The following is a 15,069-nucleotide window of genomic DNA, read 5'->3' on the forward strand; positions in this document are numbered from 1 at the left end:
CGTATCGCGCACGCCTTAAGCAACGTATTGGTTGATCTTTACCTATAACCTCAAGGTTAAATCCATTCTCTAGAAAGATCTGAGAAGGTCTTTTTCCTGTTTTATATTCTTGAACAGCCTTTACTTTAAAATATGGTTGGTAAGAGATCGATCGATCCGACACACGTACAACATTCGGATTCTTCTCTAGTTCTTTCATTTGAAACTCTGAATATATGTTTTTACTCATGTCCATTCTCCGTTCTAATGATTTATTTTATTATAAACGGGTTTATCTTATAAAAACATAAAAACCCGAATAATGAGGCACTTTTTTTAAGTGTCCATTATTCGGGTTACAGTTCAGTTTTGCACCAGCTTTTCTGTTACCTTCCCATCCTTTTTTCCGCAATTCAATCGCTATCAACGTATTAAGAAAACCATGACCTACTAATACTACCGATCCATATTTCTTTGCATAATCAATTAATTGCTGCGACCCATTTTCAGCTCTCAATTTAGCACTTTTCAAAGATTCACACTCGTTAGAATATCCACACAACCAAAGTAATCTTAAAATGAGTGCCCAACTATTTGGCTTTAATTTTATATTAAAAATCTTCATTGAACGCGCAGGCAACTCTGTTTCTCGAAACAATGAGTCAGAGATGGTTTTCACTTTTGAATTTAATAACATTGCCGATTCTACGGATCTATTTAATTCACTCGTAATAATAATATTTGCAGTTTTTGCTTTTACTAGGGTCTCATAAGGAAAAATGGATTCTTTAAACACTCCATGACAATCATACTTTTCAACCCACTTCCTAAACTCGAAACAAGTTATTTTATCATTTTCAGATAGCTGAGATTTTCCATGTCTAATAAATGATATTTCCACGATACTCTCCTCGCACTTTGCTTTAAACACTATCAATAATAAAAATTTCCAGATAAAAATCTTAGCTGTTCACTTTCAATTTCAAGATAAATTCTAGTATAAACATCCATACTTTTAAAAAATCAATCTATGTTCTTTAAGAACAGCCTTACTGTGGTTATAAACTTTTCTGTTTCTGATTCTTTCAGGGTATGACCTGACTTTTCAAAAACCTCTGCCATTCCATCATTTAATTTCTCTACATAAACGTTCAATTGCTCCTCTGACAGCAGGGATTCATCAAGCACTCCTCTCATTATTAAAGTTGGGCAGTTAATTCGATGTAGCTCGTGTCGGAAATTAACATACTTTGAGTCTTCTTCTATTCCCTTTACTACATGTGGTTTCATAATCTCAGATCCTAATTTATCCCCCCAATAACTTTCTAAATACTCCTTAGCCCATCCTTTTGGCATTTCTTTATGTTCTGCTGGGTACTCGGCAAGTATCAAACCTTTTAAACAATCTGCATTGTTAATTGCATAACTTAGTGCGTATGAAACTCCTCTCGAATATCCCATGAGGTAAAAGTTTTTTAAACAGAATTGTTTAACGAATGTTTCAATGTCTCTCACGTGGTGTTCTAAAGAATAACCATGATCGGGAGAATTGCTTTTCCCTCGACCTCGATGGGAAAATGTAATACATCTTCTTGGCAACAATGCTGACATTACTTCCATATAGTCCTCAGCTGATTCAGATAATCCTGGACAAATTAAAAGTGGTATACTTTTATCATCCTGAGGATTACTGTCTATATAATGAAGTTCTACTTCTTCTTTTTTTATATAATTTTTCACCCTAGGCACTCCTCAATACAAGACTGTTATTATGCATTCTCTATCCATTCATACGCTAGATTCTGCCGTCCTGATGAGCATGGAATTAGATAAAGTTATATTTTTCAAAGGATTTCCTTTCTATTATCTATCAGATAATTTTAATTTATCAATATATCTCTTTCCTTCTAATAATGAAAGCCCTAAAGTTTCTCTTGCCTTTTTTACTGCTTTTACATCTTTTCCTTCTTCTATTAATTCACGTAATTCTTCATCTACTGGGTTTTCTGACATAACCGTTTGATTCTTTAATTGATCTAACGAATATTTCAAACCTCTGATACGACCTTCTAATGTAAGTACCATAATTATTAAATAAATAACCATGAAAAAGGTTATCGTTATGAGAGTAGATTCCATTTAATTAACCTCCTGTATTTGATTTTCCTGCTTTAAAACTACCGCTCTGTAACTCTAGCAAAACTGAAAGCGTCGTGATCAAATCAACTTGTACATCTGAATGTCATCTACATATTCGTTTTCGTTTATCTTTATTTCGTTAACTTTACGACCTTCTTCCACAAATCCCATCCTTTTATACATAGATATTGCCCTTTGATTAGTTGAGAATACTCCTAAACTGACTTTCTCTATTAAACGGTTCGTTTTAGCCCAATCTAATAGTTCTTTTACAAGCAACTTTCCAATCCCCATACCTCTGTAATCTTCACTGATCATCATCCCCAACGAGCCAACATGTGACAATCTTTTCCGATTTTGTACAAAGAATACGATCCAGCCAACAATTTCACCATTCATTTCAGCTATAATGAGGGTTTCTCTTTCATTTTCTAATATCTTCTGAATCCATTCCCTTTGTTGATCCGGTGTTTTATTGAATTCTTCGGTTACTGTGATTAAATACTTCTCTTCAGAGACGACGTTTTTTTGTATTTCTAATACTGATTTCGCATCCTCTAATTGCCCTGTCCGAATTTTTACTATGATATCCTCATTAATATCGAACATATTTAATAACTCCCCATCTACTTTTTCAACAATCTACATTTATTAATGATAACTCTCTTCAACTATTCTCCTATTTATTTTAACATCATCTTCCATTAATTTGTAATTATTAGCACAAAAAAGAAACTGCTTTTAGACAAGTCAATTAATAGACAGAAACTAGTGCAAAATTATCTTCAGAAAAACTGTATTGCAGTTTTTCTGAAACTTTTATATCTATTTTTTGAATATGTTGCTTTGTTATCATCGAAGGTTGTTTAGAAGAATTACCGTTTACTATCCGTAGATGATCCTCGAGCCTCCTCGAGCTAACTAACGCGCTGCGCGGGGTCTCGCTTGGATCATTCTTCCACAAGAGCCTCTCGGTTTCTTCCAAACAACTATTTATTTTCTTTGCTCCTTATTATAAGAAAATTATTATTTATTAACTTTCTAAAAGTAATAATCATTATCACTTATTAATGTTATTAAATCCCATTAATGGAATTTATGTGATTAAATGATTATTAATAAAACTAATAATTATGTTACGATTTCATTAATTAAATGAAAGGAGGTCTTAAAATAGGGATCGTATAATCTCTTTAGTAAGCGATTACAGTTTCATTCATCTAGAATTACCAAGCCCATTGAATTAAAATTCAAAAAAGGACGTGAGTAGATGATGAAAGTAAGATGGTTTAAAATGATTTTGTGTAGCTTAATGGTAACTTTTTTTGTAGGTTTGTCTTTACAAACCGCTCATGCTAATACGCCAGACTTTAATATGGAAGGTTTCGCAACTTACAATGGAGGCACGACTGGTGGAGCGAATGGTGATACGATAACTGTTCAAACAGGAGATGAATTACTCCAGGCATTATCTTCAAAAAATTCAAATACACCATTGACTATTTATGTGGATGGTACGATTACTCCAAATAACACTTCCGATAGTAAAATTAACCTTAAAGATGTATCCGATGTTTCTATTCTAGGTGTTGGAACGAATGGGGAGTTTGATGGCATTGGGATTAAAATCTGGAGAGCCAATAATATAATTATACGCAACCTTACCATTCATGAAGTAAACACTGGTGATAAAGACGCAATCAGTATTGAAGGGCCTTCAAGTAATATTTGGGTCGATCATAATGAGCTTTACGCCAGTCTAGATGTGCATAAAGATTATTATGATGGTTTATTTGATATAAAGCGGGATGCCTTTAATATTACCTTCTCATGGAACTATGTTCATGATGGTTGGAAAGCAATGTTAATGGGGTCTTCTGATAGTGATAGCGCTGATAAAAATATTACATTCCACCATAATCATTTTCAAAATTTAAATTCGCGTGTTCCTAGTTTCCGTTACGGTGAAGGACACCTTTACAATAATTACTTTGAAAATATTGAAGGAACAGCTATTAATGCACGTATGGGAGCTGAACTTCTTGTTGAAAATAACCTTTTTGAGAATTCCAATAATCCGTTAGGCTACTGGTATAGTAGCACAACTGGATACTGGAACGTATCAAACAATTTGTATGTAAACAGTACCGGAAACCAACCAACGTCATCCACGACAAATTATTCTGTACCCTATAGTTATAATCTTCATCCAGTTCAGGATGTAAAATCCATCGTTACACAATATGCAGGTGTAGGTGTATTACAACACTAAACTAGTAAGCCGCCCGTTCTGGCGGCTTACTAGTTTAGTGTTGTGTTTAGTTTTTATAATATAGTAGCATTTAGATCCACAAAAGGTAAAGGAAGTTTTGTTATTTAGAGATGCCTTTAAATAGCTTATCTATCACCTTCACTAATACTCAATAATTTTCATTTCTATCTCTCAAATATCTATTTGAGAATAAGCATTAGTTTTAACAATTATTCACATGATTAGTGGGCGTTCTTTGTGTATTTCTCTTCTTTTTTTGTTTATTGAAATAATAGATTAAAGAAATAACAGGATAGATTAATCCTAAGATAGAGAAATCCCTAAAGAATTGGTTTTGTATAACAAATGAAAATATAATAGTACTAATGAGAAAAAATATTAATAAAACAAACAAAGTATAATAGATTTTTTTGTATGAGATCAAATTATAATTAATACCCCCCATCGTGTTTACTGAAAATCACAGCAACAATGACGCTTTTATGTACAGATATATGCCTACTTTCTAAAAACAAAATTCAGAAACTCATTTCACTTCATGGCATAACAATTAAATTCACTTTTTTTATCCATAAAAGGTTATTAATTCAAGTATAATACATATTTAACAAACTAACTATTTAGATAAGAAGGTAACAAAATAAACGTTCTATTCTTCTTCTTCATCCTATTAGTAGTTACAGCTTATTTAACGGATGTATATGCTTGTGTGGCCTTTATTCGTTTCTCGGCTATAATAATTTCCCAAGACTAAACTTAGCACTAAATTCATTCAACTGTTTGAGTAGTTTCGCTAATGAAATGGTACAATTACTAATAAACGAAATGAAAGGTGATCACATGTTTTTAAAAAGGATTGAACTTCAGCATGAACGTATTCCATCTTTTAAAACGTATCCTTTCTCGATTCCATCTATAAAAGATCTTCGACAATTGGATTTAGAAAATAAAGTTACTTTTTTTGTTGGAGAAAATGGTTCTGGAAAATCCACGCTTTTAGAAGCTATTGCAGATAAATGCGAGTTTAATACAGCTGGCGGAGGGCGAAATAACTATTATGATGTGGAGTCTTCCGAATCAGCACTAGGAGAGTATATAAGGCTTTCCTGGCTCCCAAAGGTAACGAATGGATTCTTTCTCAGAGCAGAGTCTTTTTATCAGTTCGCTTCACATATTGATACAATAGGAGCTCATGATGCCTATGGTGGACGATCTTTGCATGAACAGTCACATGGAGAATCCTTTTTTTCTCTCTTTTTAAATCGTTTCAAGGGAAAAGGAATCTATTTATTAGACGAGCCAGAGGTTGCTTTATCACCGCAACGACAGCTTTCATTTTTAAAAATCATTCATGATTTAGTCTCATGCGGTGACAGTCAATTTATTATCGCTACACATTCTCCAATTCTTTTAGGGTTTCCAAACGCCACAATTTTAAGTTTTGATAACGGCACAATTAAAGAGATTGATTATGAGGATACAGACCATTATCAAATAACAAAATACTTTTTACAAAATAGAGAAAGGTTTTTACAGGAAATTTTAAAGGATTAACAATGATTACGAATTGCTTCTGCCTCTCCACTAAACTTGTATTGCACACAACTCTCCCCAAAATAACAGTCTTTTATTAAATATCATGGTTTGCTATATTTGAGTAACAAATAACTCATAAGTGAGAGACATCACTTATTGAAAAGAGGAATATAGATGAAAATAGATTTACCAAGGATGCCGAAAGATTTGCCTTCAAAGAATTTTCACGATATTTTTTACGAAGAGGATTTAGAATTGGAGATGTGTGAAATAAAGGAATCTACATTTGATAATGAAGTGTTAAATAAGGTTCGACTATCCAATTTGGTTATGAAAGGTTGTAAGTTTAACAATACTGATTTTAGTAATATCGATATTACAGATGTCTCATTTGAAAACTGTGATTTCTCGAATGCGATTCTAAAAGGTTCTTCCATTCATAGAACGATGTTTAAAAACTGCAAATTACTAGGTGTTGATTTAACCGATTCCCGCTTTGGTAATGTTCAGTTTGATAATTCATTGTTGAACTTGGCTTCATTCGGAAATTCAAAATTTGAGAAAGTAAACTTTCAAGAAAATTCATTAGAATCAACGGATTTTTACGATTGTAGATTTAAAAAAGTTGAATTTATTCGTTGTAATATCAACAGTGCAAACTTTGAAAAAACTTCCCTCAAAGGGATAGATATCAGCACTTCAAATTTTGAAAAACTAATTATATCTTTAGCCGATTTAAAAGGCTGCAAAGTATCTACCTTCCAGGCCATTCAATTTTCTTCTTTATTAGGTTTGGTCATTACGGATTAACGGTTATCAAGACATAAATTCTTATACTAGCAAAATTGAAAGAGGAAAGACATGGTTTTTTTCCCCGGGAGGCTAAAGCATGGCCCGGGGGAAGCTGCCGCTTAGGGCAAAACTAGACTAATATGATTGAGCTGGTAATCTTCTTTACCGCCCTATAATAACAGGATACTTACTAACTTTATAAAAACTTGTTATCAACATGTAGCCGAAAATGATTCCAGCTATTTGTGTAAAGCTATGACTTAGTAAAATTAAATTTAACTTGCCAGATGGAAGGGTTAATATAGGTGCATGAAAATAAAAAATCGGATAACAGCATAAATATAAAAAAGGAATACCAACAAACAACAACTTCTCCATATTCACTTTCCATCCTCCACTTTGCCTAAATTGTTGAATAAATAGGTAAGCCTAATAGTAAACCAAGCGGAAAATACACTAAAGGAAAAAAGTACAGCGGTGTAAGTCCCGCAGAGGTTGAGACTTCTGCTTCAATATCTAGTATAAGTTCCCCAATATATATAAACAATCCAAGCAAAAAAATAGTGTAGACTAAATAAGCCAGTGATTTTTTAATAGACAAGTGAATACCTCCCGATAAAATAATTCAAAAAAGATTGCGCTAAGTTTTAAATTTATAAGTTATCTTGTTAAAAAAAAGACACTAAAAAAGTAAAAATCGACTTTTTCAGTGTCTTTCCTAATTTCCCATATCATTCTTTTGAATCCTTGGCTACGCGAGCCAAAGCAAATTGGTAGCCGTCATTTCCATAATTAATACATCGCTTCACACGTGAAATTGTAGCTGTACTTGCACCAGTATCTTTTTCAATACGTTGATAGGTGTCACCGTCCATTAACATACGAGCTACTTCTAAACGTTGAGCTAATGATTGAATTTCGTTCATTGTACAAAGATCGTCAAAGAATGTATAGCATTCCTCTACATCTTTCAAGCTTAATATTGATTTAAACAGCTGATCTAGCTCTTTCCCTCGTAATTTATCAATTTGCATGTAATGAATTCATCCTCTCGTATTCAAGGTAGTGATAACGGTATTATTCGTCAAACGACACTCGATTTTCAATACCGCCGTCTACGAAGTTAATCCATGTTTGCCCTGGTAAAAATGACAGTGCTTCGTCATCTTTAAAAGGAAGGATAAGACCTTCTACATTTCGCCACTCTGCTTCGATGAATTCCCCACCTTGAACTAAAAGGGCTTCTCCACCTGATTCGATATCGATAGAACGGCGACCTTGATTATCTAACACTTGATGAGCAGATGCTACAATGAACACATTTTTAGGAGCAACTGGCTCTCCTGTCTCCAGATCATCTACACGATTTCCACCGACTGAGCGGACATAGCTATTGGTCTCTTTGTCATAATCAAACCGTACATCATTCACACTACTATTATAACTAATATCAAGTCCTTGTGCAGTTCCATCAGCCTTCACACTGTCTTCCTCATCAAAGAAAGGTAATTCAGGTGGTTCACGGTCTTCCACAGTTAATCCTAGGTCGTTGGCAGCATCTACTAAATCCTCATATGTAGTATACATATTATGTGGAGCAGAGCGGTCAGATGTGCGCATAAAATATTGACCATCATAGTCAAGACCACTAATATACGGTACTTGTTCCCTTTTAATCAAGTCAAATGCTCCGGGACTTCCTCCAGCCGATGAATAAATAGCATCATAACCAGTATTCAAATGGACAAAATACTCCCGTGCACTTCGTACATTTCCAATTACTTCTGGTTGATCGCTATGAAAAATTGCTAATAATCGTGTTATTTGTCCTTCTGTTAAAAGTTCATATACAACATCAGCCTGGTACAATCCAGAATGTGGCCTAGATGAAGTGGAATTCTCTATCATCACACCGAAAGCACGATGATCTGTTGATTCCTCTGTAGGCTCACCAGTTAATGGGAAAGTATTGCTCGGTTCTATTTCTGTATTTTCTGGTTCAGAATTTGTTTCCTTTTCTGTTTCTTCCACTTCTTCCTCAGCATCTTTCGTTTCAGCTACCTCTGAGGAGTCCTCCTCGTTATTGCAGGCAGTCAATATGAGGATACATATAATTGCTAAACATGAATATAAAACTTTCATAAAGGTATCTGCCTCTCTTCTCTATGCTTGTTCTAGTTTACCGCATTAACGAAGGAAAGAGTACCCTTTTCTTCTTCACATCAAATATCCCTTTTTGTGTAATTCTCACGTAAGGCAGGTGTGTAGAAGAGAAAAATAATAAGCTGTAAATGGGATCACCGTGAGGATACCCGCGTTCTTTTAATGCCAGTCTTAACTGTTCCTCCTGATCAATTAGTCCTTCATCCAAGTTCGCTGAAGATAGCACCCCTCCTATTTTTAATGGTACAGTGGCCACCACCCGATCACGATCTAAAAGTACAATACCCCCTTTTATATTTTTTAACTCTTGAAATGCGTCCAAAAGACCTTGCTTGCTTTTTCCGACCAATAAAATGTCTCCTGTTGTGGAAAAAGAACTCGCGAATCCATATAAGTTCTTCGCAAATCCCCTTACAACGGTTGTTACTAACCATTTTCCAAAGCGGTCGGCCAGTATTATAAAACATTCATCTGAGTTTTCCGGAAGTTCCTCCATGGTTATGTCCTTATCGATTTGATAAGGTTTCATAATAACATCGTTCGTCATCTCCACTCCAAGAGGCATCGAAAATTGAAAATCATTTCTGGTTAAATCCCAATCTAATTCCATTTCTCCTAAACCATACTCTCCCCAGTCAAAAGGTATTTCCGGGAAACACGGCTTATCATCTTTTCGAACCCACTTGCCTTTCGCAAGTACTTCAGTTGGCATTGGATTGTCCTTGCTTTGTAAAAAGTTAAGGTTCGCAATTCTTCCGGGCGCCACCATCCCAAGCACATCATCCATATGAAAGTGTGTCGCGACATTTACTGTCACCATGTTTATAGCTTCTATCATAGGTACACCTTCATCCATAGCAATTTGAATGAGATGCTCCATAAACCCATGTTTCATAAAATGTGGTGGTGAACCATCAGTTGTCATCATTAAGTGATCGTACTGACGAAAGTCTTTTTCATGAAGCTCTTTAAGAATCCTTGGTAAATCTGGTCGGATCGATGAATATCTAAGTGATGCCACCATACCTACATCAAGTCTTTTTAGGACATCATCTGCTGTCATAGATTCATGATCTCCGTCAACCCCAATGATTGCCGCTTGTGTTAATGTTTTTTCACCAGCACCGGGAAAATGACCTTCAATGGGCTTTCTTACATCCTTTGTTGCTTGCATCCAATGAAGAATACTGTCATCTCCATTCAATACAGATGGCCAATCCGTCAATTCCCCACCTTGAACAACAAAAGGATGCTCCAACCACTTCTTCATGTTTGAATAATCAAAACCATCGTTATTATCCTTTAACTCTGTTTGCGCATCGTACCTGACCCACCACAACATTGTAGCCGGGGTTTTCTGGATATCATCCAATAATGAAAGCGCTTGCTTATTTGTTGAATGAAAAAAGAAAGGTAAGTTGTCATTTATTAATGTCGTTGTCCCACGTTCTGCTGCATATTTTGCAAGGCTAAGGGGATTATATAACTGAAACGGATGAGCATGATGTTCAATATAACCTGGTACAACGTATTTTCCACTTGCGTCGACGAATTCAGTATCATTTTGTGCAGCCGGCATGGCTTCTCCAACATATACAATCCGATCACGATGAATCCAGATATTCCCCTGCATCCAAGTTTTCCGATAGCTATTCAAATATGTTGTATTTGTCACAACCATTGTCGGTGCCTTTTTACCTTGCACCACAGCCAGCTGATCACGAATTTGTTTCTTTGTCCAATAATGTGAAAATCCTTTTATCATCTATATCACCTTATTTATTCTCAATGAGATTATTTTAGTTCAGCTTAAAAAACACAATTCAAGTAACCGCTTTCACTATTCTACCATATTTGTGCATTCCATCACTAAAGAAATGTGACAAATTTGAAAACTAAGGAGGAATTTAACATGGTAAAGCCTAATATTGGCATAATCAATGCATTAATTCGAATCACTTGTGGTCTTATGATGGTTAGTTGGGGAACTTCTAGACTTCATCGCAAACCGCATAGCAACACATCTTTTATCACGATTTTTCTCGGTTCTATGAAAGTTGCTGAAGGAATTACCCGATTCTGTCCACTCGTTTTTCTTTATAAGAAAAACTCTGGTGACTACTCGTATGAAAACAGCAATAGCGAACCAATTAATCCCTCTTAAGATTTTTGGCTGGAAAGGTTTGATGTAAAGATGCTTTGGGAAATAGCAACCGATTCATTGTTTTTGTTTTTCCTCTTTTTTGGAAGTATTGTTTTTGGGCTATATTTTTGGATGAAGCTTTATAACAAACGTAAAAAAGCAGAGGAATAATAGCTTTCGAAACAGAAGTACCTTTTTTGTTCCCTTATTGATATTTCCAAAAACTTGAAGACTCGAAGTGCTTATTTCTGCGGGAATAGCAATAGCTGAAGCTTGGCCCGTGGAGAGCATCCGATAAGTGCTAGTTAGAACATTCCTTTAAATTCAACAACCTCTTTTGAAAAAAGTAGTATGACTTACTTATTATTTGGCACTCTATAAGAGGTAACAAAATATGCACTAGGAGGAGATCTCATGCCACAAAACCAACAAAATCAGCAACAAGTTCAACAAGCACAGCAAGCAATTCAACAGGCGCAAGCAGTGATTCAACAAAAACAGCAACAAGCTAATCCACAGGCGATTCAACAAGCTCAAACAGCTTTACAACAAGCTACGCAGCAATTGCAGCAAGCTCAAGGCAGTGCACAACCGAACCAACAGCAACAATTCCAACAAGTTCAGCAGCAATTGCAGCAAGCGACTCAACAGCTTCAACAAGCACAAAACACCAAGTAAATTCAAATATCTGTCTTTATTAATGAATGACTTCGGGAGTATACCCGGAGTCATTTCCTTCATTCAACTTATCCCAAATAAATGTAAAACGTAAGAAAGTGGTGAGCTTTATGAGATCGAAAAAAAAGATATCTCAGCACCATTTTTAAAACGAAAAAAAACGTTTTCTGGTTATGTATCCTTCTTCTTGTCTTCATATACAGTGGTTCATTACTATACGGTCAATTAAAAGAACTTCCCGAAGGTCTCTCCTTTGAAAGTACCAATAATCAAAGCGAGGTCTATTTTCTTCGTGATATTAATTATACTAAGAATAACAAAAGAATGAAAAACCAGGAAATAATAGAAGAAATAGAACAACTAGTAAGCCGTTCTGAAGACTTTATATTAGTGGACATGTTTTTGTTTAATGATCAATACCCTGAAATCATTCATACACCTGAACTAGCAAGAACTTTCACCGAAAAATTAATCGGGAAAAAAATAGAAAATCCTTACATTTCCATCACGGTTTTAACCGTTCTACAGCGATAGGTGGTTCAGCAAATTTCACTAAAAAGAATCTAGAAGATGGCGTTTATGAAATGGATCTGAAAATTACTGGAAGTCCAAAGGAGGCTGTACTGGAAGATATAGAAACCTATCTTAAGACTTTGTGGGAAAATGATGAGATTGATTTCACGGAAGAATATAGTGAGTCTAAAGAAGAAGCTTCCTCTTTTCGTTATTGGCTCTATCGACTACAAGAAGCAAGTGGACTCTCAACTTTTTAACTAAGAAAAACGGCATAGCCGTCTTTTGTTAAATACAGCGTTAGCTTCCGCCGCCATCTTTTAAGTATCAAGGGTGGGTTTCCCTTGATACTTGCGGCGAGAAGGTAGCTGCTAATTTTATAACTTCTTATCTCTGAACAAATAATCACACCAGGTAAACCCCCGATGTGATTATTTATTTATATTAGCGGGAAGTTCTCCTCATAACGAGGATTGGTGTAGTATGGTGGTCTTGGTCCTATATTAGGCATTGGCCAAGTATACGGATTGTCGTTATATAACATCTCTACCATTTTCTCAGAAGCATCGACTAGCAGTAGCTCAACCTCTGGATTGTAATAATAATCCACTAGATACCCTCCCCTCTGTTTATCCCTAGTCATTAACCTATTCAGCTTGCTCTAAGAAGGTACTCATTCGTCTAATATGTCTTTGAATCCAAGCTCAAATTGGCACGTCAAATGCCTACCCAGCATAGATTGAAATAAAATTGGCTGTGTCTAAACTGGGAGGTTAAGCATGAAGAAAAATAAAAACAATCATTCATCTGAACAATCACAGGCGAAAAAAGATACGTATCCGATGTACCCAAATTACGGGAAAATAACGCGATACGAAGACATACCGATCAACGTTCCTGAACAACGTCAGCTTCGCCAACCTGGTTTGGAAAAACTAATGGTTCCATCTCCCATCATTGAGAACCCAAACTATATGGGTAGTGGTAAATTGTCAGGAAAAGTCGCTCTTATTTCCGGTGGAGATAGTGGGATAGGTGCAGCTGTTGCCATCGCATTCGCGAAAGAAGGGGCGGATGTTGCTATTGCCTATTTAGATGAGCATGAGGATGCAAATCGAACAAAAGATAGAATTGAAGAACTAGGTCAACGTTGTTTGCTAATGCCTGGTGATCTACGTGAAAAGCAGCAGTGTATCTATATTGTTGAAAAAACAATCGAAACATTTGGCTCTCTGCATATTCTTTGTAATCACGTTGGTATTCAATTTCAACAAGAAAGCCTGACAGATATTACTGATGAGCAATTTGATGACACATTTAAGGTGAATATTTACTCTCACTTTTACACTACTCGAGCGGCACTTCCCTATTTAGAACCAGCTAGTTCCATAATTAACACTGCCTCGATTGTCGCCTATGTAGGTTTTGGGCAAATGATTGATTACACCGCTACAAAAGGAGCAAATGTCGGTTTCACACGTGCACTAGCCAACAATCTGGTAGACAAAGGAATACGAGTGAACGCAGTTGCCCCCGGACGTACTTGGACGCCACTGATTCCAGCCAGCTTCTCTGCAGATGCCGTTGCAGTGTTTGGCAAAGACAATCCTATGGAACGGATGGCCCAGCCATTTGAACTTGCTCCGACTTATGTATATCTTGCTTCGGATGACTCACGATTTGTTACTGGTCAAACGCTTCACGTGAACGGTGGCGAGTGGACATCTTCCTAGTTTAAGACAGGAGGTACACATGAAACGAAAAAATAAAAAAGGTCAAAACTCAACCGATCACTATCCTTTGCACTCTCATTACGGGAAAATCACCCGTTACGAAGAAGTTCCCTTAAATTTTCCTGAACAAAGACAATTTCAGCAGCCTGGATTGGAAAAGTTAATGGTGCCCCCACCTATCATAGAAAATGCGCAATATAAAGGCACTGGAAAGCTAAAAAATAGAGTGGCCCTTATTTCAGGGGGAGACAGTGGTATTGGGGCAGCTGTAGCTATTGCATTCGCTAAAGAAGGTGCAGATGTCGCAATCTCCTACTTAGATGAACACGAGGATGCGAACAGAACGAAAACAAGGATCGAACAACTCGGTCAGAAGTGCCTGTTACTACCTGGAGACTTGCGTGAAAAACAACAGTGTATAAACATTGTAACTCAAACAATCGAAGTTTTCGGACACCTTGAAATCCTCTGTAATCATGTAGGCATTCAACTGCAACAATTAAACTTGCTCGATATCACAGATGAGCAATTTGATGATACCTTCAAAGTTAATGTTTATTCTCATTTTTATACCACAAGAGCAGCCCTTCCTTTTTTATCCGAAGGGTGCTCCATTATCAACACTTCTTCCGTCGTCAGTTATGCTGGCATGAAAACATTAATTGACTACACTGCTACAAAAGGAGCGAATACTGGTTTCACAAGAGCATTAGCGAGTAATTTGGTTGATCAAGGTATTAGGGTTAATGCTGTTGCTCCAGGTGCAACGTGGACACCACTTATTCCCTCCAGTTTTTCAGCCGATGAAGTAGCTATATTTGCAAGTGAGAATCCAATAGGACGTGCCGCCCAACCTTTTGAACTCGCTCCCACTTATGTATATCTCGCTGCGGAGGATTCACGATTCGTTACTGGCCAAACACTTCATGTTAATGGTGGTCAATGGATGTCTTCTTAGTTTGGTAGATCACTAAACAGCATATTAAGTCCTCATGACCTATTTAAAGTCGTGAGGTTCTATTTTGTGCTATCGAAAGGTAAACTGAAGTATTTATTGTCCAGAACCGACTTTTTAAATTGTTGTCGGAGAAGGATTCCTTTCATGTATATAATTATGTTAG

At 36.1% G+C, this 15,069-nt stretch carries 19 protein-coding genes and 1 pseudogene; 9 read left to right on the plus strand and 11 right to left on the minus strand.

The genetic code is table 11. The features are described from left to right. The 5 genes and pseudogenes from CEF18_RS15480 to CEF18_RS15500 form a co-directional block, all read right to left on the minus strand. Positions 1-229: pseudogene (locus CEF18_RS15480) on the minus strand (IS3 family transposase); the annotation flags it as partial. Positions 230-271: 42 nt separating this feature from the next. Beyond that, the gene (locus tag CEF18_RS15485) at positions 272-880 is read right to left on the minus strand and encodes a histidine phosphatase family protein (RefSeq protein ID WP_183041073.1); all 609 of its coding nucleotides are present in this window, start codon (positions 878-880) and stop codon (positions 272-274) included. Positions 881-1,002: 122 nt separating this feature from the next. Further along, positions 1,003-1,719, minus strand: a complete 717-nt coding sequence (locus CEF18_RS15490; RefSeq protein ID WP_110937289.1) for an alpha/beta fold hydrolase — start codon at positions 1,717-1,719, stop codon at positions 1,003-1,005. A 123-nt stretch (positions 1,720-1,842) separates the two neighbouring features. Further along, complete coding sequence (locus CEF18_RS15495) at positions 1,843-2,118, minus strand: hypothetical protein (protein WP_110937290.1); 276 nt, start codon at positions 2,116-2,118, stop codon at positions 1,843-1,845. 78 nt (positions 2,119-2,196) lie between these two features. Continuing rightward, positions 2,197-2,727: a GNAT family N-acetyltransferase gene (locus tag CEF18_RS15500; protein WP_110937291.1), complete on the minus strand. Its 531-nt coding sequence runs from the start codon at positions 2,725-2,727 to the stop codon at positions 2,197-2,199. Between the two features lie 703 nt (positions 2,728-3,430). On the opposite strand from CEF18_RS15500, the gene CEF18_RS15505 reads away from it, so the two are divergent. From CEF18_RS15505 to CEF18_RS15515, 3 genes are all read left to right on the plus strand, one after another. Further along, a complete protein-coding gene (locus CEF18_RS15505; protein ID WP_223292382.1) occupies positions 3,431-4,390 on the plus strand; it encodes a pectate lyase family protein in 960 nt (319 codons plus the stop codon). Positions 4,391-5,230: 840 nt separating this feature from the next. Then, entirely contained in the window at positions 5,231-5,944 is a 714-nt protein-coding gene (locus tag CEF18_RS15510) for an AAA family ATPase (protein WP_110937293.1), read from the plus strand. A gap of 156 nt (positions 5,945-6,100) precedes the next feature. Further along, entirely contained in the window at positions 6,101-6,736 is a 636-nt protein-coding gene (locus CEF18_RS15515) for a pentapeptide repeat-containing protein (RefSeq protein WP_110937294.1), read from the plus strand. Positions 6,737-6,880: 144 nt separating this feature from the next. On the opposite strand, the gene CEF18_RS15520 is transcribed toward CEF18_RS15515, so the two are convergent. The 5 genes from CEF18_RS15520 to CEF18_RS15540 all read right to left on the minus strand — a co-directional run bounded on the left by CEF18_RS15520 (position 6,881) and on the right by CEF18_RS15540 (position 10,646). After that, complete coding sequence (locus CEF18_RS15520; RefSeq protein WP_110937295.1) at positions 6,881-7,102, minus strand: hypothetical protein; 222 nt, start codon at positions 7,100-7,102, stop codon at positions 6,881-6,883. A 19-nt stretch (positions 7,103-7,121) separates the two neighbouring features. Then, positions 7,122-7,319, minus strand: a complete 198-nt coding sequence (locus CEF18_RS15525; RefSeq protein ID WP_110937296.1) for a hypothetical protein — start codon at positions 7,317-7,319, stop codon at positions 7,122-7,124. Between the two features lie 130 nt (positions 7,320-7,449). Next, the gene (locus CEF18_RS15530) at positions 7,450-7,752 is read right to left on the minus strand and encodes a YerC/YecD family TrpR-related protein (protein WP_110937297.1); all 303 of its coding nucleotides are present in this window, start codon (positions 7,750-7,752) and stop codon (positions 7,450-7,452) included. 43 nt (positions 7,753-7,795) lie between these two features. Then, positions 7,796-8,860, minus strand: coding sequence for a DUF3048 domain-containing protein (locus tag CEF18_RS15535; protein WP_110937298.1), 1,065 nt, complete (start codon positions 8,858-8,860; stop codon positions 7,796-7,798). Between the two features lie 37 nt (positions 8,861-8,897). Continuing rightward, positions 8,898-10,646, minus strand: coding sequence for an adenine deaminase C-terminal domain-containing protein (locus tag CEF18_RS15540; protein WP_110937299.1), 1,749 nt, complete (start codon positions 10,644-10,646; stop codon positions 8,898-8,900). A 147-nt stretch (positions 10,647-10,793) separates the two neighbouring features. On the opposite strand from CEF18_RS15540, the gene CEF18_RS15545 reads away from it, so the two are divergent. The 4 genes from CEF18_RS15545 (at position 10,794) to CEF18_RS15560 (ending at position 12,475) form a co-directional block, all read left to right on the plus strand. Further along, complete coding sequence (locus CEF18_RS15545) at positions 10,794-11,045, plus strand: YgaP family membrane protein (RefSeq protein WP_110937300.1); 252 nt, start codon at positions 10,794-10,796, stop codon at positions 11,043-11,045. 393 nt (positions 11,046-11,438) lie between these two features. After that, positions 11,439-11,702: a hypothetical protein gene (locus tag CEF18_RS15550; protein ID WP_110937301.1), complete on the plus strand. Its 264-nt coding sequence runs from the start codon at positions 11,439-11,441 to the stop codon at positions 11,700-11,702. A gap of 324 nt (positions 11,703-12,026) precedes the next feature. After that, positions 12,027-12,236 carry a phospholipase D-like domain-containing protein gene (locus tag CEF18_RS15555; RefSeq protein WP_110937302.1) on the plus strand — a complete coding sequence of 70 codons (210 nt, stop codon included), beginning with the start codon at positions 12,027-12,029 and terminating at the stop codon, positions 12,234-12,236. Between the two features lie 50 nt (positions 12,237-12,286). After that, a complete protein-coding gene (locus CEF18_RS15560; RefSeq protein WP_110937303.1) occupies positions 12,287-12,475 on the plus strand; it encodes a hypothetical protein in 189 nt (62 codons plus the stop codon). A 179-nt stretch (positions 12,476-12,654) separates the two neighbouring features. Here CEF18_RS15560 and CEF18_RS26000 read toward each other — a convergent pair whose 3' ends face one another. Continuing rightward, complete coding sequence (locus CEF18_RS26000) at positions 12,655-12,825, minus strand: hypothetical protein (RefSeq protein WP_183041072.1); 171 nt, start codon at positions 12,823-12,825, stop codon at positions 12,655-12,657. A 169-nt stretch (positions 12,826-12,994) separates the two neighbouring features. Here CEF18_RS26000 and CEF18_RS15565 point away from each other — a divergent pair, with 169 nt between their 5' ends. Both CEF18_RS15565 and CEF18_RS15570 read left to right on the plus strand, forming a co-directional pair. Further along, entirely contained in the window at positions 12,995-13,948 is a 954-nt protein-coding gene (locus CEF18_RS15565; protein WP_110937304.1) for an SDR family oxidoreductase, read from the plus strand. A gap of 19 nt (positions 13,949-13,967) precedes the next feature. Next, the gene (locus CEF18_RS15570; protein ID WP_110937305.1) at positions 13,968-14,906 is read left to right on the plus strand and encodes an SDR family oxidoreductase; all 939 of its coding nucleotides are present in this window, start codon (positions 13,968-13,970) and stop codon (positions 14,904-14,906) included. The last annotated feature ends 163 nt before the right edge of the window (positions 14,907-15,069 follow it).

It is taken from the genome of Salipaludibacillus neizhouensis, from assembly GCF_002886185.1.
Lineage (GTDB): Bacteria > Bacillota > Bacilli > Bacillales > Salisediminibacteriaceae > Salipaludibacillus > Salipaludibacillus neizhouensis.